Annotated in this window: 15 protein-coding genes; 4 read left to right on the top strand and 11 right to left on the bottom strand. The window is 65.1% G+C overall.

Annotated features, from left to right (window positions below; genetic code table 11):
• Window positions 1–122: 122 nt before the first annotated feature.
• Together ACFY68_RS06395 and ACFY68_RS06390 are read right to left on the bottom strand one after the other, a co-directional pair.
• Window positions 123–2,222, bottom strand: coding sequence for a TonB-dependent receptor family protein (locus tag ACFY68_RS06395; protein ID WP_387524640.1), 2,100 nt, complete (start codon window positions 2,220–2,222; stop codon window positions 123–125).
• A gap of 155 nt (window positions 2,223–2,377) precedes the next feature.
• Complete coding sequence (locus ACFY68_RS06390; protein WP_387524638.1) at window positions 2,378–2,737, bottom strand: RidA family protein; 360 nt, start codon at window positions 2,735–2,737, stop codon at window positions 2,378–2,380.
• 149 nt (window positions 2,738–2,886) lie between these two features.
• Between ACFY68_RS06390 and ACFY68_RS06385 the strand changes: the two genes are divergently transcribed.
• On the top strand, window positions 2,887–3,582 hold the full coding sequence (locus ACFY68_RS06385) for a tRNA (adenine(22)-N(1))-methyltransferase (protein ID WP_387524635.1): 696 nt from the start codon (window positions 2,887–2,889) through the stop codon (window positions 3,580–3,582).
• 1 nt (window position 3,583) lies between these two features.
• Here ACFY68_RS06385 and ACFY68_RS06380 read toward each other — a convergent pair whose 3' ends face one another.
• Entirely contained in the window at window positions 3,584–3,853 is a 270-nt protein-coding gene (locus ACFY68_RS06380; RefSeq protein WP_387524664.1) for a DUF2790 domain-containing protein, read from the bottom strand.
• A 130-nt stretch (window positions 3,854–3,983) separates the two neighbouring features.
• Here ACFY68_RS06380 and ACFY68_RS06375 point away from each other — a divergent pair, with 130 nt between their 5' ends.
• Window positions 3,984–4,916 carry a LysR family transcriptional regulator gene (locus ACFY68_RS06375; protein WP_387524632.1) on the top strand — a complete coding sequence of 311 codons (933 nt, stop codon included), beginning with the start codon at window positions 3,984–3,986 and terminating at the stop codon, window positions 4,914–4,916.
• A gap of 118 nt (window positions 4,917–5,034) precedes the next feature.
• On the opposite strand, the gene ACFY68_RS06370 is transcribed toward ACFY68_RS06375, so the two are convergent.
• The 3 genes from ACFY68_RS06370 to ACFY68_RS06360 form a co-directional block, all read right to left on the bottom strand.
• On the bottom strand, window positions 5,035–5,586 hold the full coding sequence (locus ACFY68_RS06370) for a YbhB/YbcL family Raf kinase inhibitor-like protein (RefSeq protein WP_387524629.1): 552 nt from the start codon (window positions 5,584–5,586) through the stop codon (window positions 5,035–5,037).
• Window positions 5,587–5,633: 47 nt separating this feature from the next.
• Window positions 5,634–5,945, bottom strand: coding sequence for a hypothetical protein (locus ACFY68_RS06365; protein ID WP_346615510.1), 312 nt, complete (start codon window positions 5,943–5,945; stop codon window positions 5,634–5,636).
• A gap of 236 nt (window positions 5,946–6,181) precedes the next feature.
• Window positions 6,182–7,483, bottom strand: a complete 1,302-nt coding sequence (locus ACFY68_RS06360) for an MFS transporter (protein ID WP_387524626.1) — start codon at window positions 7,481–7,483, stop codon at window positions 6,182–6,184.
• Between the two features lie 522 nt (window positions 7,484–8,005).
• Here ACFY68_RS06360 and ACFY68_RS06355 point away from each other — a divergent pair.
• Window positions 8,006–8,881, top strand: a complete 876-nt coding sequence (locus tag ACFY68_RS06355) for an AEC family transporter (RefSeq protein ID WP_387524623.1) — start codon at window positions 8,006–8,008, stop codon at window positions 8,879–8,881.
• Window positions 8,882–9,013: 132 nt separating this feature from the next.
• Here ACFY68_RS06355 and ACFY68_RS06350 read toward each other — a convergent pair whose 3' ends face one another.
• The 5 genes from ACFY68_RS06350 to uvrA all read right to left on the bottom strand — a co-directional run bounded on the left by ACFY68_RS06350 (window position 9,014) and on the right by uvrA (window position 17,083).
• The gene (locus ACFY68_RS06350; protein WP_387524620.1) at window positions 9,014–9,646 is read right to left on the bottom strand and encodes a hypothetical protein; all 633 of its coding nucleotides are present in this window, start codon (window positions 9,644–9,646) and stop codon (window positions 9,014–9,016) included.
• A gap of 125 nt (window positions 9,647–9,771) precedes the next feature.
• Window positions 9,772–10,905, bottom strand: coding sequence for an HlyD family secretion protein (locus ACFY68_RS06345; protein WP_387524617.1), 1,134 nt, complete (start codon window positions 10,903–10,905; stop codon window positions 9,772–9,774).
• Window positions 10,902–12,551, bottom strand: a complete 1,650-nt coding sequence (locus ACFY68_RS06340) for an MFS transporter (RefSeq protein WP_387524614.1) — start codon at window positions 12,549–12,551, stop codon at window positions 10,902–10,904. Before ACFY68_RS06340 ends, ACFY68_RS06345 begins: the two co-directional genes overlap by 4 nt.
• Before the next feature lie 68 nt (window positions 12,552–12,619).
• Window positions 12,620–14,374, bottom strand: a complete 1,755-nt coding sequence (locus ACFY68_RS06335; RefSeq protein ID WP_387524612.1) for an L-lactate permease — start codon at window positions 14,372–14,374, stop codon at window positions 12,620–12,622.
• A 192-nt stretch (window positions 14,375–14,566) separates the two neighbouring features.
• Entirely contained in the window at window positions 14,567–17,083 is a 2,517-nt protein-coding gene (uvrA, locus tag ACFY68_RS06330; RefSeq protein ID WP_387524609.1) for an excinuclease ABC subunit UvrA, read from the bottom strand.
• Between the two features lie 129 nt (window positions 17,084–17,212).
• Between uvrA and ACFY68_RS06325 the strand changes: the two genes are divergently transcribed.
• On the top strand, window positions 17,213–17,506 hold the full coding sequence (locus tag ACFY68_RS06325) for a hypothetical protein (protein WP_387524606.1): 294 nt from the start codon (window positions 17,213–17,215) through the stop codon (window positions 17,504–17,506).
• Window positions 17,507–17,510 lie beyond the last annotated feature (4 nt).

Below are 17,510 nucleotides of genomic sequence, written 5' to 3'. Positions count from 1 at the left end.
CTTGGACGAGGCGAAAACCGCGTCCAAGCCTCAAATGTGTAAACCATGTCCCCGGTTTACTATGTAAACGATGTCTCCGGTCGTACACCCGCGAAGAGGCCAGCCCAGCCAATAGGGGTGGATCAGAACTGATACTCCATCCCGGCCCCCGCATACCACGACCGCCCCGGCGCCGCTTCGTAGTAACGGCCATTGCCATCACCGACGATCACCGAGCCCACATACTGCCGGTCGAGCAGGTTGTCCAACCGCACCAGTTGATGGAACGTCCACGGCCCGACATGCTGCTCGAAACGCGTCCGCCAGTTGAACACCGCATAACTCGGCGCGGCATGCTGGTCGTTGGTGTCCTCGACATACACCTTGCTGCGGTACTGCCCCTCGAGCCCCATGCTGATGCCGTCACGCGGTTTCCACAGCAGTTCGCCGAACAGGCTGCTGCGCGGTACGCCCGGCAGCTGGTTGCCCTTGTCGATGGTGCTGGTGCCCTGGCTGAAGGCCTCGTCGTAGGTGGCATCGAGCAGGGTATAGGCCAGGTTGGCCTGCCACTGTTCGTTCAGCTCACGCTGCACGCTCAGCTCGAAGCCGCGGCGTAAAGTCTTGCCGGCGTTGCGGTAGCTGGTACGGCCGCCTTCCGACGCCGCCACGACAATTTCGTCCTTGGTGCGGATCTCGAAGATCGCTGCATTGATACGGGTACGCTCGTCGGGGCGGGCCTTCAGGCCCAGCTCGTACTGGGTGCTGGTGGCCGGTTCCAGGCCGAAGTTGAAGCCTTCCAGGGCGCCCGGCGCATAGGCCATTTCGGCCTGGGTTGGGGTCTCGAAGGCCTTGCCCGCGCTGACGTAGCCGTGCAGGGCAGGGGTGAAGGCATACATCACCGACAGGGTCGGCGTGGTGCGCTGGTACTTCTTCGAACCACTGGCATCGCCATTGGAGAGGAAGCGATCGTCCACTTCCATTTCCATGCTGCTATGGCGCAGGCCGGCGTCGATGGTCCAGCGGTCCAGCTCCCAATGCGCCTGCACATAAGGGTCCAGGCTGGTGGCGGTGTCTTTTTCGTCGCGGCGCAGCTCGCCTTTCACCCCCAGCGTGTCGCCGCTGAAGTTCTGGAAGCCGCGGCGGTCATCGCGGCTACGGTCGTAGTCGGCGCCGAAGGTCAGCGTCAGGTTGCCAGGGGCGGCGCTGATCGGCTGAACCCAGCGTAGGGTGCCGCCGTGGAACTCGCGGTCGAAATCGACCACGCCGCCGCCCCGGGTGTTCGCTGGTGTGCCCCTGGGGATCGACAGGTACTGGATCACGCTGCGCTTGCCGGCATACAGGTTGAACTGCAGGGTTGCCTCGCCGAAGTAACGCTCGTAGTTCATGCCCACCTGCTGGTGGTGGATGCTCTTGCGCGGGTTGTATTCCTCGGCGCGGGCCGCCACCGAGCGCGGATCGTGCTTGTAGGCGTCCCAGGTCTGGCCGAGCGGGTCTTCGGTGCCGTTCTGTTCAAGGGTGCTAAAAATCAGCGCCAGGCGGCTGTCTTCATCGGGCTTGACGTGCACCTTGGCGAAGGTCTGGTCGCGGCGTGCGGCGCTGTGGTCGCGGTAGCCGTCGGTGTCCATGCGCGAGGCATCGACCAGAAAGCCGGCCTGTTCACTGCCACCTTCGCTGTAGACGTGGTTCTTGTTGAAGCCATCGCTGCCGAACGTGGTTTCGGCGCCGACCTTGGGCGGGCCGGAGCCATCGCGGGAAAACATCTGGATCACGCCGCCGGCGTTGCTGCCGTAGATCGCCGAAGCCGGCCCGCGCAGCACTTCGATGCGCTCGGCCACGTCCAGGTTGAGCGATGCCGCCTGGCCCTGGCCATCCGGGGTGCTGGCCGGGATGCCGTCGCTGAGCAGCTTGATGCCACGGATGCCGAAGGCTGAGCGGGCGCCATAGCCCCGTGAGGAAATCTGCAGGTCCTGGGCGTAGTTCTGGCGGTTTTGCACCACCAGGCCAGGGACACGGTTGAGCGCTTCGGACAGGTTCACGCCCAGCTGGCCATCGGCGATCTGGCTTCGCTCGACGGTGTCGATGGAGTAGGGCAGGTCGAAGCTGGGGTTGGGGGCGTAGGTGCCCGTGACCACCACCGGTTCGAGCAGGTTGAAGGTCGTGGCGGGTTCGGCGTGGGCGAGGGTACACAGGCCAAAGGTAGGCGCCAGGGCGAACATTGCCTTGCGGCGTAGAGGGTGATGCATTGGAGCTGCGTCCTGCTTTGGTAGAGGCTGGCGGGCAGCCCTTCGCGGGGCAAGCCCGCTCCCACAAGAACGCCGTTGGCGGTTGGTTTTGTGGGAGCGGGCTTGCCCCGCGAAGGGCCACAAAGCGGCCCCAAGATCTTAAGGCAACGGCGTTATCAGCCCTTGGCCGCCATCGCGGTCACTTCAACGCGCATTTGCGGGTACGCCAACGCCGCCACACCTACTGCGGCACGCACCGGCCAAGGCTTGCTGAAGAAACGCTGGTACACCTCGTTGAACGCGGCGCGGTCGGCCATGTCGGTCAGGTAGATGGTCAGGTGCATGACGCGGTCCATGCCACTGCCGGCCTTTTCCAGCGCCTCTTTCAGGGCCTGCAGGGTGCTTTCGCTCTGTTGCACGATATCGCCGTCGAGATCGGCAGGGATCTGGGTGGTGACCAGGACGCCATTGTACTCGGCGACGTCGGAGGAGATCGACTCGGCATCGGAATCCGGGGTGAAGACGAGGTTTGCCATGGAGGTTTGCCTTGCAACGGGAGGAAAGGCGCAAGCCTACGCGAGCGCGGCGCAAGGGTCGAGCCACAGCGCGCCGTCTGGCCCGCGCGCATTGTAATAGTGCGTCATGGCCGTCAGAATCGCGCCGATTGTCGAGCAAGGAATATCAGTTGAACGAACAGACATTGTCGATGCGCCTGGAGCGTGTGGCAGCGCATGTGCCGCAGGGCGCGCGCCTGGCCGATATCGGCTCGGACCATGGCTACCTGCCGGTGGCCCTGGCGCTGCGTGGCGGGATCGAAGCCGGTGTGGCCGGGGAGGTGGCGCAGACGCCTTATGCTTCTGCTCAGCGCAATGTGCGCAGGAACGGCCTGCAGGGCCGCATCACCGTTCGCCTGGCCGATGGCCTGGCGGCGATCGAAGCGCAGGACCGCATCACGGCGGTCAGTATCTGCGGCATGGGCGGCGAAACCATGTGCGAAATTCTCGAACGCGGCAAGGCGCACCTGAACGGCAGCGAGCGCTTGATTCTGCAGCCCAATGGCGGCGAGCGCGAGCTGCGTGCCTGGCTGATGGCGAACGGTTACCGGATCGTGGGTGAAGAGCTGCTGCGCGAGAACCGCTTCGACTACGAGATCATCGTGGCCGAGCCAGGCGGGGCGGTGGATTACAGCGAAGAAGAGCTGTATTTCGGCCCGCTACTGATGCGTGAGAAAAGCCCGGCATTCCTCACCAAGTGGCAGCGCATGTTGCGCCAGAAGCAGCAGACCCTGGCCAACTTCGAGCGTGCTCGGGATGCAATCCCGCAGGAAAAACAGCGTATGTTTGCCACGCAGGTCGGCTGGATTAGTCAGGTATTGGCGTGAGTCACATTTGCGAGCAGTTGCCCATTTCGCGGTAATTGACTTCGCGAGTCTGGCCCTGGTGGTCGACATAGACCATGTGCGCGGTGCCAATCTGGCAATCGGCAATGTTGCTGGCAGGGGTGATCGAGATGACCTTGGCCACGTCCAGCGGCATGCCGTATTCGTAGTTTGCGCCGCTGCCTGCGACTGGCTGGCTGGCGGCCTGGTCGGCGAGGACACCGAATGAAGCGAAGGTTGCAGACAGCGCGAGCAGGGCGATCGAGCGTTTGATGTTCATGGCAGGCTCCTTTTTCAATGTTTTATCCATGATGTATTCAACGGCCCTGCACAATAAATGGGCCAAGCCGTGATAGATTCCTGCCTGGAACGTACGAATAAGAACACACAAGGAGCCCAGCCCCATGGACATGCTGCACGCCATGCGAACCTTCGCCCGGGTTGTGGAGTGCGGCAGCTTCGCCGCCGCTGCCAACGCCCTGGACATCTCTGCCGCGCAGGTATCGCGCATTGTTGCCGAGCTTGAGAACCAGCTGCAGACCCGCCTGCTGCACCGCACTACACGGCGCCTGCGCATGAGCGAGGCCGGCGAGCGGTTCCTGGAGCGTGCACGGCAGATCATGCTGCTGACTGAGGAGGCCGTGGGCGAGGCCCGCGGCGCGCACCTGACCCCGCGCGGCCGCCTGCGCCTGCATTGCCCGCATGGCCTGGGCATGCTGTTGATGCCGCTGGTGGCCGGCTACAACGCGCTGTGCCCGGAGGTGGTGATCGAGCTGACCCTCTCTCAACGCAACCCCGACCCGTTGGCCGAAGGCCACGACGTGGTGATCACCGTGGACGAGGCCCTTCCCGACTCGCAACTGATCGCCGTGCCGCTGGGCAAGATCTTCAGCATCCCTTGCGCCGCGCCCAGCTATCTGGAGGCCCATGGCGTGCCAGAGCGGCCGGAAGACCTGCATGATCATCGCTGCCTGCGCATGGCGTACCCGATGTACGAGGGCGATTGGGTGTTCCCGGAAGGCCTGGACCATTGCGTGATCGCGCCGCGCGACAGCTTCCTGACCAATGTCGCCGATGCCATGCTGGTGGCGAGTGAGCTGGGGATGGGGATTGGGCTGCTGCCGTTCTACACGGCCAGCCAGGCGATCGAGCAGGGGCGCTTGCGGCGGTTGCTGGCGCCGTACCGGTTAAGGGACAGTGCGTTGTATGCGATCTACCCGTCGCGGCATTACCTGGATGCCAAGGTGCGGACCTGGATCGATTACCTCAAGGAACAGCTGCCGGCGCTGTTTGCGGGGCATGAGCGGATTGTCGATGATCCGCAGTATTGGCGGTGAGTCAGTGCCGGCGCCTTCGCGGGGCAAGCCCGCTCCCACAAAATCCGGGTTAATTTCGAGTCAGGTAGGGGATTTGTGGGAGCGGGCTTGTCCCGCGAAAGGGCCGGCGAAGCCAACATCAATGTCCATATTTACCCACCAGGCTCTGCGCCCCCAGCGCGTGCCCTTGCAGCAGCTCCATCAACCCTGTGCGATCCAAGCCCTCAGGCAATGTGCCGATGGGGATATCCGTGGCAATCAACGTCAACGCATAGTGATGTGGATTATCGCCGGCCGGTGGGCAAGGCCCTCGGTAGTTGAGGGTGCCCCGCGAGTTACGCCCCACGGTCACCGCCTGCGTGGTCAGGGCGAACTTGCCTTCTTCAAGCCCATCCAGCTCAGGGTCGATGTTGTAGGCAAGCCAGTGCACCACACCGATACCCTTGCCGCCGTCCGGGTCGAACATCACCAAAGCGAGTGACCGCGTACCTGGCGGCAGGTTTTTCCAGCTCAACTGCGGCGTACGCTCCTCGCCCGCACCGCAGGCCGGGTCTGGCCCGACCTGCTGCAGGGCGATCACGCCGCCATCGGTGAACGAAGACGAACTGATCGACAACGCACCGGAGCCATTACCGGCCGCCAGTGCAGCCCCCGGTAGCAGTGCGGCGAACAGCCAGGGTTTGAGGTTCATGGCGATTCCTTGGCAGGGCGATGGCCGCAGTGTAGTCCAGCCTGCCGTCAGCGGCTGTCCTGGTCCTCGGCAGTGCCGCCGCTGTGGCCAGCGCCAGAGCCTGTGGCTTCACCGGTGCTGTTGGACCCACCTGCGGCACCGTCGGCGGCATCGTCGCCGGTGTCGGCACTGTCGTTGTCCTGGCCGCTGCCCGGGCTGTTGACGCTGCTGCCTTCACCGGCGGTTTTACCGCCTTGCTGGTCGGTTTTCGGGTAGGCGTCAGTGTTGGTGTCGGAAGTATCGGAGGCGGCAAAGCTGGTGGCCGAGCCGAGGCCCAGGGCGAGGGTGAGCAGTAGCGGAAGTGGACGAATGCGGATCATGGCGAATCTCCTGAGCGGATGATCTGTCATTCGTTTGGCTTGAGCGTGCTGGCGGGGTGCCCTCTGGGCGACGGGCGGTCATGAAAAGTTAGTTGGGAATGCAGGGGCCGCTCTGCGGCCCATTCGCGGCACAAGGCCGCTCCCACACTGACCGCGTTCTGACCCTTTTTAAGGATGTACGCGGACCCTGTGGGAGCGGCCTTGCGCCGCGAATGGGCCGCAAAGCGGCCCCAGTTTCACTGAACTTCTGCGCGAGCCGCAGGCGTTTCTGGCTGCAGCGGCGGGTGTTCCAGAGGATGCTCTTGCGCTGCATGCATCAGGTCTTCGGTCACGCGCAGCTCGGCACCGGTTGGCGAAAAGGTGGTCGACGCGGTAAACGGCGCCGGGTGTTCCGCCGCCGGGCGCTTGCCGCGGCGCCAGAGGAAGAAGCACACCATGCCCAGGTTGACCACGGCAAAGGCCCAGAACAGCCCGGCTTCACCGAATTCGGTCATGGCCGGCGAAATTGCCAGTGGCGCCATGGCCGAGCCCAGCGAGTTGATCAGCAACAGGCCCTGGATCATCGGCACCAGCGCATCGGACGGCGCGCGGTCAGCGGCGTGGCTGACCGCCACCGGGTACAGCGTGAACACACCGCCACCGAGCAGGAACAGCATCACCGGCAGCAGCGCCGACTGCGACGGCAGGAACACGGTAACCAGCGACAGCACCACGCACAGCGCGGCCAAGGCAATCAGCACATCCTGGCGGTCCTTGCGGTCGGACCAGCGCCCCACCGGGTACTGCAGCAACATGGCGCCGAGGATCACCCAGGCCATCATGTTGCCGACTTCACCCACGTCCAGGCCGATGCGCTGCAGGTACAGCGGCAGCAGGGCATAGATACCGGCAATGGCCACACCCGAGCCGAAGCAACCGACCAGGCCCGACGGTGCAACGCCGAGCAGTTGACGTGGTTTGAGCGGCTCGACCTGCTCCAGCAGCGGCGACACCCGCGGCAGGATCACGATCGGCAGCACCGACAGTGCGGCCAGTACGCCGGCCAGCATGAACGGCGCGCTGTCACCCAGATGGGTGATTTCGCCCAGGCAGGCCTGGGCGATCACCCCGGCGCCATAGAAGCTGATCATGTACAGCGCCAGCAGGCGCCCGCGGATCTTCGCGTCGCCCGCCAGCAGCAGCCAGCTCTCGATCACCAGGAATACGCCGACCGCGGCCCAGCCGTTGATCAGGCGCAGGATAGACCACCAGGTGGTGTCGTAGAACACCCCTTGCAGCAGGATGGTGGCGGCAATCAGCGCGGCGAAGCTGGTGTAGGCGCGGATATGGCCGATGCGCAGGATCAGGCGGTCGTTGAAGACCGCGCCGAGGGTCAGGCCCAGGAAGTAGCTCGACGAAACGATACCGATCATCGTTGCCGATTCACCGGCAGCGCCAAGGCGCAGGGTGGTCAGGGAAGACATGAAACCATTGCCCAGGGCGATGATGAACAGCCCGAGCAGGGGCGCCAGCGCCATGGCCAGCAAACGCGCAGACATACATACCTCAAGTTGGAGTGGCGGTTGGGAACGCCTCTTCGAACGCGCACGCCAAGCAGGCCCGTAATGGGCCAGGAGGCTGCACGGATGTGCCTGGGCTGGATGCGACCTGGGCAAGACTCAACCGCTGAACCCTGTAAAAGCGGGCCGCGCGGGTCGGTTGAGCCTATTTCACATGGCTGGGCATGTGGTCAGGCACGGACTTTGTCGTTGCTGCCGGTTGCCACCGTTCAAGGCGACGGGCGAAAAGGAGGCGCGATTCTACGGCCTTCGAGGGGTTTGCCCAAGGGGGTGTAGCGTGCGACGGGACGCCGCAGGTCGGAATGCTTTGGCTTTGTGCCTGGAGCCGACACCGAGTGGGGCTGCTTTGCAGCCCAATCGCTGGCAAGCCAGCTCCTACCCCCAAGCCTACTGCTTTCCCTGTGGGAGCCGGCTTGCCGGCGATAGGGCTGCAAAGCAGCCCCGGGAAGTTGAAGGCTGCGGCATAATGTCGCCCAAACGCTCCAAGGAAGGCCCAACCCAATGCTCGCCTCACTGTTCGCCGTCCTGGCTCCGGTCTTCATCGTCGCCGGCATCGGCTACGCCTGGGCCCGCAAGGGCCTGGATTACCCCACCGCCTTCGTGGCCAGGATGGTCATGACAGTCGGCACGCCCTCGCTGGTGCTGTCGACGCTCAGCCGCACCGAACTCGACCCGGCAGCCTTCACCAGCATGGCCATGGCCTGCCTGTTGTGCACGCTGGTGATGGCCGCCGGCGGGTGGCTGGTGTGCCGTGCCTCGGGCCAGCACTGGCGGGTGTTGCTGCCGGCGTTCATGTTCCCCAACACCGGCAACATGGGCCTGCCGATCAGCCTGTACGCCTTTGGCGAGCACGGCCTGGCCCTGGCTGTAGCGTTCTTCCTGACGCTGTCGATCGTGCAGTTCACCCTCGGCATGGCCATCGCCGGCACCGCGGCGTCGTTCAAGGCGCTGCTGCGCAACCCCATCGTCATCAGCCTGGCGGGCGCCATGCCGATCATTTTCCTCGACTTCGAGTTGCCGCGCTGGCTGGCCAACACGGCGGACCTTCTGGGCGGCATGTCGATCCCGCTGATGCTGCTGACCCTCGGCGTATCGCTGGCGAGCATTCGCCCGCAGCATATCGGCAAGGGGCTGCTGCTGGGCGGCTTGCGCATCGTGCTGGGGGCGGCGGCAGGTTGGGCGGTGGGCGCGGCGCTTGGCCTGGAGCAGATGGAGCGGGCGGTGCTGATGCTGCAGTCGGCGATGCCGGTGGCGGTGTTCAACTACCTGATGGCGGTGCGCGCCAACCGCGAGCCGGAACAGGTGGCGAACCTGGTGATGTGCTCCACCGTGCTGTCGTTTGCCTGGTTGCCGCTGGTGCTGGCCTGGTGGATGTGACCTTACTGGCCTCATCGCGGGCAAGCCCGCTCCTACCGGGGCAGCGCTGCGCTCGGGTTACCACGTTCCCGTCAGGGCTGTGCATGGCCTGTAGGAGCGGGCTTGCCCGCGATGAGGCCGGTAAAGGCAACATCATTTCTCGACCAAGCGCTCATGCACCCAACCCTTGTCGGTCAGCACCATCACCCGCGTTTCCCTGGCCGGCGTCTCATTGGTGGCCACCGCCTCACCCAACTGGCGAATGCTGGCCTTCACCTGCTGGTTACCTGCCCATTCCGGTAAACCGGTGATCTTGTAGGCATAGGTCACGTCGGAAACCGTCTGCCCCCTCAGCTCGCCCGGCTCGGTGAACCGCTCGATGCGGGTGACCTGCGCCTTGCCGAAGCACAGCCCGCCACGGGTGCTGCCGTTGAGCATTTTCTGCGCGTCGGCCTTGTAGTACTTGCGGCCTTCGTCGGTGAGGTCGTAGGCGTAGTAGATGTCGGTGCGGGCCGGTTGCCACAGGCGTTCCGGCACTTCGGTGCGGGAAATTTCCTTCTCGCTGACCACCCCGACCTGCGCCAGCGCATGCAGCGCCTTGTTGGTGCCGTTGGTGTCGAAGTCCTGGGTCTTGGTGGGGAAGGCACTGACCACGAAGCAATGCGGGTACTGGGTGTCGAGGTAGGCCTGGGCGGCCTTGTGGAAATTGGCTTCGCTGACGTCCTTGGTGTCCGAACAGCCAGCAAGAGAGGCCAGCAGCGCCAGCGGTGCGATCGTCCTGTACATGATCAAGCGTCCTTGGATTGCGAAGATAAAACCGGTGGGTCGGAATTAGAACCCACGGTTTAGAGCGGCGCAATCGTGGCAGGACGGCATCTCGACGCGGTTCTCATAATCGCACCGCGGCGGTTTCAGGGTTCGCTACGGGTATCGATGCTCACCACCACCGACATCCCCGGGCGCAGGCGCCGGGCCTCTGGCTGGTCGGCATCCACGATGATCCGCACCGGTATGCGCTGGGCAATCTTGACGAAGTTGCCGGTGGCATTGTCGGCCTGCAACAGGGCGAACTCAGAGCCGGTGGCGGGTGAAATCTGCTGCACATGGCCGCGCAATTTCAGGTGGTTGAGCGCATCGACGGTAAAGGTCGCTGGCTGGCCGATGCGCACATCGGCCATCTGGGTTTCCTTCATGTTGGCAATCACCCACAGGGTATCGGGCACCAGCGCCATCAGTTGCGCGCCAGAGTTGACGTACGCGCCCAGGCGCGTGCCGATCTGCCCCAGCTGGCCGTCGCGCGGCGCCGTCACCCGGGTGTTGTCCAGGTCGATGCGGGCCAGCTCCACGGCCGCCTTGGCGTTTTCCACCGCGGCCTCCAGCGCTGCACGGTTGACGATCACCGTTTCACGGTCCTGGCGGGCGATGGCCAGCGCCGCCTTGGCCTGGGCCAGGGTGGCGACGGCGGCGGCCTGGCTGGCACGGGCCAGGTCAAATTCGCTGCGTGACACCGAACCATCGCTGACCAACGCCTGGCTGCGGCGCAGATCGGCGCGGGCCTTGTCGGCCTGTGCCGAGGCATCGCCAATGGCGGCCTGGCGCTGGGCAATGGTGGCCTCGGCGCTTTTGCGCTGCTGCAGGTTGTTGGCCAGCGCCGCCTGCTGTTGCTGCAGCTGGGCGATGGCCTGGGCCAGGCGCTGCTTGTAGATGCGGTCGTCGAGCTGCACCAGCAGGTCGCCGGCCTTGACGAACTGGAAGTCATGCACCGGCACATCGACGATGTAGCCGCTCAGCTGCGGCCCGATGATCGTCACCTGCCCGCGCACCAAGGCGTTCTCGGTGCTCTCGATGGCGCTGCTGAACGGCGGCAGGCGCCAGGCGTACAGCACCAGCAGGATGCCGGCCAGGGCCACGCAGGCGAACAGGATCGACGACAGGATGCGCACCCGCCGCGTGCGCACCGGGCTGGTCGGCTCGCTGGGCGGCGTCGCGCCTTCCGGGGTTTCGGCAATGGCAGTGGTGGTGGTCGTACGGGTTTCGTCGGTCATCGGCTGGCAGTACCGCTGGGGGAGTCAGGTGAAGCGGCCTGGCGGGCGGTGTACCACAGCCAGGAACCGCGGATGCAAATCCAGATCATGGTGAGCACGGCGATGCTGCCGATCAGCATGAACACATCGTTGTAGGCCATCACGTTGGCCTCACGGGTAGCCGCGCTGGCCAGCACGCGCATGCCGGCCTCGCTGCGCAGGGCCGGGTCGGCGAGGATACCGGCGTAACCTGCGCCACCGCTTTGAACGCGGGCGTTCACCAGCGGTTCGAGGAAACTGAGGCGGTCAATCAGGTGGCTGGAGTGAAACTTCTCGCGCCAGGTCTGGAAGGTGCCCAACAGCGCCGCGCCGATCAGCCCGCCGAGGTTGTTGCAGATGCCGAACAGCACCGAAAAACTCACCAGGTTACGCGGGTTGGCGCGTACGTGGCTGATGCCCAGTGCCATCGATGGGCCGAGGAAGAAGGTACTGCCGAAGGCCAGCAGGAACTGGCTGAGGTACATCTGCGCTGGGCGGGTGAGGTTGCTTGAGCTGCTGTCCATGAACGCCCCGGTGGCCATGGACAGCAGCGAGATGAACAGCGGAATCACCAGGTGGTTGGGGTTGATGGTCAATGCGCTGGTGGCAAGGCCCGCCACCGCGCCGAGCAGCATGATCCAGTACAGCGAGCGCATCTGCTCGCTGCCCATGTTCAGCACCTGCAGAAAACCGACGGCGCCGGTGGACTGCTCGGAGGTGACCATGCGAATGAGGATCACGCACAGGCCCAGGCGGATGATCGCGCCGCTGCCCAGCCAGCGCGTCATCAGCAGTGGGTTCTGGCGGTTGTGCTCGATGGCCAGGCCGCTGAACACCAGGGCGATGGAGGCGGCCAGGGCCACGCCGATCCACGGCGCGTCCAGCCACCAGTCGATGCGCCCCAGCGACAGCGCCGCGCAGAGCAGGGCGGTGCCGCTGGCCATCAGGGTGAAGGTGAGAAAATCCAGCGGCTCGAAAGTCTTGAAGCGGTCGCCCGGGGGCAGCTTGAGCATCAGCACGCACCCCAGCGCGGCCAGCGCCAGGCCCAGTTCGAACAGGTACAGGCCGCGCCATTCGGCGATCTGCAGCAGGTCTTCGGAGAAGATCCGCGCCAACGGCAGCGCCAGCTGCGAGGCGCCCAGGCCAAGCACCATGGCCTTGAGCCGCCACTGCGCCGGGAACGCCTGGATCATGTAGTACAGCCCCAGCGAACTCAGCGCGGCGCCAACCATGCCGTGGGCGGCCCGCACGGCGATGGCCGAGTTGAGGTCATTGACGAACAGGTGGGCGAAGGTGACCAGCGCGTACAGCACCAGGAACACTTCGGTGAACGCGCGCAGGCCGAACTGCTGGCGAAACTTGACCAGCAGCAGGTTGATCGACACGTTGGTCATCACGTAAGCAGCGGGCAACCAGGCCATTTCCGCAGTGGTCGCGCCAAGGGCGCCCTGCAGGAACACCAGGTTGGCGGTGACCAGCGCGTTGCCCAGCCCGCCGGTGATCGCTACCAGCAGCCCGACCACGCCGAAGGCCAGGCGTTTGGCCGGGGAATGCAAGGGCGTTGAAGGTGAGCCGGGCAGGCTGGGCTTTTCGTGCGGGAGCCACTGGTGGGGGGCGTATTTGTCCATGGCGCAGACTTTACTTGCCGGCCCTATCGCCGGCAAGCCGGCGATAGGGCCAGTGTTGGCTCAGCGGATCAGCCACCCACCACCATCGCCGTGAACGGCGCCACATAAGCCTGCAACGTCACCAGGCAACCCACCAGGATCGCCAGAATGATTGAGTGGAAGAACACATAGCGCAGGATCTCACCTTCATGCCCGTACCAGCGGGTAGCGGTGGAGGCCACGACGATGGACTGTGCATCGACCATCTTGCCCATCACCCCGCCAGAGCTGTTGGCCGCCGCCATCAGCACCGGGCTGAGCCCCAGTTGTTCGGCAGTCACCCGTTGCAACCCGCCGAACAGCACGTTGGAGGCAGTGTCCGAACCCGTCAGGGCCACACCCAGCCAACCCAGCAAGGTGCCGAACATCGGGTAGAAGATGCCGGTTGCGGCAAACGCCAGGCCCATGGTCGCATCCAGGCCTGAATACCGTGTGAGAAAGCCCAGGGCGAGCATGGCAACGATGGTGATCAGCGAGTAGCGCACCAACCACAACGTACGCAGGTACTGGCGGCCCAGCTCCAGCGGCGAGTAGCCCATCAGCAGCCCACCGAGGATCGCCGCCAGGAAGATGCCGCTGCCGGTGGCGGTGAACCAGGTGAACTTGTACTGGGCGTCTTCTTTCTTCGGCGTGGCCACCACCGGCGGCACCTTTTCGATCTGCTGGTGGATGGCGTCGAAGGTGAACACCGGCGCGAACACCGGATTGGCCTCGCGCACGGGCTTGCCTTGCGGGTCGAGCATGGCTACGCCGCTAGCGGGGTCGAGCGCCGCACGGGTGTCGAAGAGGTTCTTGAAGCTGGCAGTGCCCCAGGCGAACACGAACACGGTGAGGATGATCCACGGCATCCAGGCCTTGAGCACGCTGCGCTGGTCTGTCTGGGTAAACGTGGTGGTGGCGCCCGGCCGGTCGTCGGGCTCGACCTTGGAGTTGTCGACACGCCCGGTCAGCGCGGCCGAGGTGTGCACGGTGGCCGGCTTCCACACGCGCAAAAAGCCAGTCAGGCAGGCCATGGAAATAAGCGCCGCGATCACGTCCACCAGCATCGGGCCATGGTAGTTGGAGACCACGAATTGCGGCACCGCAAAGCTGACCCCGGCCACCAGGATCGCCGGCCACACTTCGAGCATCTTGCGCCAGCCGGCAAAGGCCCAGATCAGCCAGAACGGCACGATCACCGAAAAGAACGGCAGTTGCCGGCCGACCATCGCCGACAGCTCCATTTCATCCAGCCCGGTCACCTTGGCCAGGGTGATGATCGGCGTGCCCAGCGCGCCAAACGCCACCGGTGCGGTGTTGGCGATCAGCGCCAGGCCCGAGGCCGCTAGTGGCGAGAAGCCCAGCCCGATCAGAATGGCCCCGGTCACCGCCACCGGCGTGCCGAAGCCTGCCGCACCCTCGAAGAAGGCGCCGAAGCAGAAGGCGATCAGCAGCAGTTGCAGGCGGCGATCGTCGGTAATGCGTGCCAGGGAGTCCTGCAGCACCTTGAACGAGCCGTTCTCGGTGGTGAGCCGGTGCAGGAAGATGATGTTGAGCACGATCCAGCCGATCGGCAGCAGCCCGTTGGCGGCGCCGTACAGCGCCGCCGAACCGGCCATGCTGGCGGGCATGCCGAAGGCGACGATCGAGATCAACAGCGCCGAACCCAGGGCGAGCAGGGCGGCGATGTGGGCTTTTATATGGAAGAAGGCCAGGGCTGCCAGCATGACCACCACCGGGACGGCGGCCATGAGGGTGGAGAGCACCGGGCTTGCGAACGGGTCGTAGATTTGCTGCCAGACCATTTGCCACCTCGATTGTTGTTGTGTGAGGTTTTGCACGCTTTTGGGCAGATGGCATTTGGGGATGCCTTTGGCAGTATAGGAAGGATTTGACCTGCCGAAGATGTTGCGACAACAACGGCCCTATCGCGGGTAAACCCGCTCCTACAGGTTCTTGTAGGAGCGGGCTTGCCCGCGATAGGGCCAGTACCGACGCTAAAGCACTCTGGCCAGGAACTCAGCCGTGCGGCTATCACCGCACTGGGCAACGACATCCGGCGTACCACTCACCACCACCGTCCCCCCCGCATCCCCGGCCCCCGGGCCGATATCGATCACCCAGTCACTCTGCGCCACCACGCGCATGTCATGCTCGACCACCACCACGCTGTGCCCGCCCTCGACCAGGCGGTTCAACTGCACCAGCAACCGATCGATGTCCTGCGGGTGCAGCCCGTTGGTAGGCTCGTCCAGCACGTACAACGTGGCACCACGGGCCATGCGTTGCAGCTCGGTGGCCAGCTTGATGCGCTGCGCCTCACCGCCGGACAGCTCGGTGGCCGGCTGGCCCAGGCGCAGGTAACCCAGGCCGATGTCCTGCAGCACCTGCAGGCAGCGCCGCGCCGGCGGCTGTTCGGTGAACACCTGCAATGCCTGGTCGACGGTGAGCTGCAGCACGTCGGCGATGTTCATGCCCTGCCAGGTCACGGCCAGGGTTTCGGGGTTGTAGCGTGCGCCGTGGCAGGTCGGGCAGGGCGCGTAGACGCTGGGCATGAACAACAGCTCGACGCTGACGAAGCCTTCGCCCTCGCAGTTTTCGCAGCGGCCCTTGGCGACGTTGAACGAGAACCGCCCGGCATCGAAACCGCAGGCTTTGGCTTGCTCGGTGGCGGCAAACAGTTTGCGCACATGGTCGAACAACCCGGTGTAGGTGGCCAGGTTGGAACGCGGCGTGCGGCCGATGGGTTTCTGGTCCACCTGCACCAGCCGCTTGACCTGCTCAAGCCCCGCGCTCACGCGCCCGCTGCTGGTTTGCTCGGGTTCATCCTCAAGGCTCTGCTCCTCTGGCTCGGCCCGCTGTTCGGCATGGCCCAGGTGGGCACCCACCAGCTCCAGCAGTGCCTGGCTGACCAGGCTTGATTTGCCCGAGCCCGAAACACCGGTGACCGAGGTGAAGCAACCCAGCGGGAACGCTGCGCTGAGGTTGCTTAGGTTGTTGCGGGTGATGCCGTCCAGCTGCAGCCAGCCCTGTGGCTGGCGTGGCACCCGCGCGGCTGGCTGCGGCGCGGCAAACAGGTAGGCGCGGGTGCGTGACGCCTCGACCTCGGCCAGGCCTGCCGGCGGGCCGCTGTACAGCACCTGCCCGCCATGTTCACCGGCCGCGGGGCCGACATCCACCAACCAGTCGGCGCGGCGCATGGTGTCCATGTCGTGCTCCACCACGTACACCGAGTTGCCGGCCTGCTTGAGCCGCTGCAAGGCGCCGGACAACGCCTCGCTGTCGGCCGGGTGCAAGCCGGCAGAGGGTTCGTCGAGCACATAGATCACGCCGAACAGCTGCGAGTTGAGCTGGGTGGCCAGGCGCAGCCGCTGCAGCTCGCCCGAGGAAAGCGTCGGCGTGCTGCGCTCCAGGGCCAGGTAACCGAGGCCCAGGTCAAGCAGCGGTGCGATGCGCTCCAGCAGCTCGTGGGCAATGCGCTGGGCAGCCAGGCGCTTTTCCAGCGTCAGGGTGTCTTCATGCTGTTCCAGGTAGCCGGGTGCGGCCACTGTGCGCAACACCTCGGCCAGTGCCTGCAAAGGCAGCCGCGACAGTTCGCCGATGTCGCGCCCGGCAAAGGTCACGTCCAGGGCTGCACGCTTCAGGCGCTTGCCTTGGCACAGCGGGCAGGGGCTGGGGCGCATGAACTGCGACACGCGTTTGCGCATCTGCGCGCTCTGCGAATGCATGAACGTGTGCATCACATAGCGCCGTGCGCCACTGAAGGTGCCCTGGTAGCTGGGCTCGAGCTTGCGCTTCAGTGCGGTGCGGGTCTGCGCCGGGGTGAGGCCAGCGTACACCGGCACGGTGGGTGTTTCTTCGGTGTAGAGAATCCAGTCGCGTTGCGCTTGCGGCAGGTCCCGCCAGGGCACATCCACGTCATAGCCCAGGGTCACCAGGATGTCGCGCAGGTTCTGCCCCTGCCAGGCCATCGGCCAGGCCGCCACCGCCCGCTCACGGATGCTCAGCGATGGGTCAGGCACCATGGTCGCTTCGGTCACCTCGTACACCCGGCCCAGGCCGTGGCATTCGGGGCATGCGCCTTGCGGTGTGTTCGGTGAAAAATCCTCGGCATACAGCATCGGTTGCCCGGCCGGGTAGCTGCCGGCGCGGGAGTAGAGCATGCGGATCGAGCTGGACAGCGTGGTGACGCTACCCACCGACGAGCGCGCGCTGGGGGTACCGCGTTGCTGTTGCAGGGCCACGGCCGGCGGCAACCCCTCGATGGCGTCCACGTCCGGCACGCCGACCTGGTCGATCAGGCGCCGGGCATACGGCGCGACCGATTCGAAATAGCGGCGCTGGGCTTCGGCGTAGAGCGTGGAGAAGGCCAGCGAGGACTTGCCCGAGCCGGAGACCCCGGTAAACACCACCAACGCGTCGCGCGGGATGTCGACGTCGACGTTCTTGAGGTTGTGCTCACGGGCGCCACGTACGCGGATGAAGCCTGGCGGGGTAGGGTGGCGGGGCGGCATGGGGCGGTCCTTGGCGGCGGATTCAAGCTCAAGTTAACAGGATTTTCGCTGCCAAGGGCGCACCCGCTCTGGTTTGTGAAGTAAGCGGTTGTGGGTAGACTGCCCCTTTTCAAGGAGCACTGCCCCCGCATGAAGCCTTTGCAATCCTGGTTGGCCCGCCGTATCGGTTTCACATCCATCAGCATCGCCACGGTGGGCGCGCTGTTCTCTCTTTATGTCGCACTCGACTCGGACAGTTACGCTCCCATACTGGGCGGCAGCTCGTCCGTCATGTGGGGTTTGACGTTCCTCTGGCTCACCAACGTGATCACCCTGGTACTCAATGCCGTGGTGTGGCTTTGTGGTCGCCGCCCCAGATGGCTCGGCTGGACCATGGGAATTCAACTGCTGTTCGCGATCGCGCTGCTGTTCGTGGAAGGCTGATTGC

Source organism: Pseudomonas sp. NPDC012596, from assembly GCF_042902325.1.
Lineage (GTDB): Bacteria > Pseudomonadota > Gammaproteobacteria > Pseudomonadales > Pseudomonadaceae > Aquipseudomonas.
Note: the sequence above shows the minus strand (reverse complement) of the source record. Positions and strands in the feature narration are given on the sequence as shown.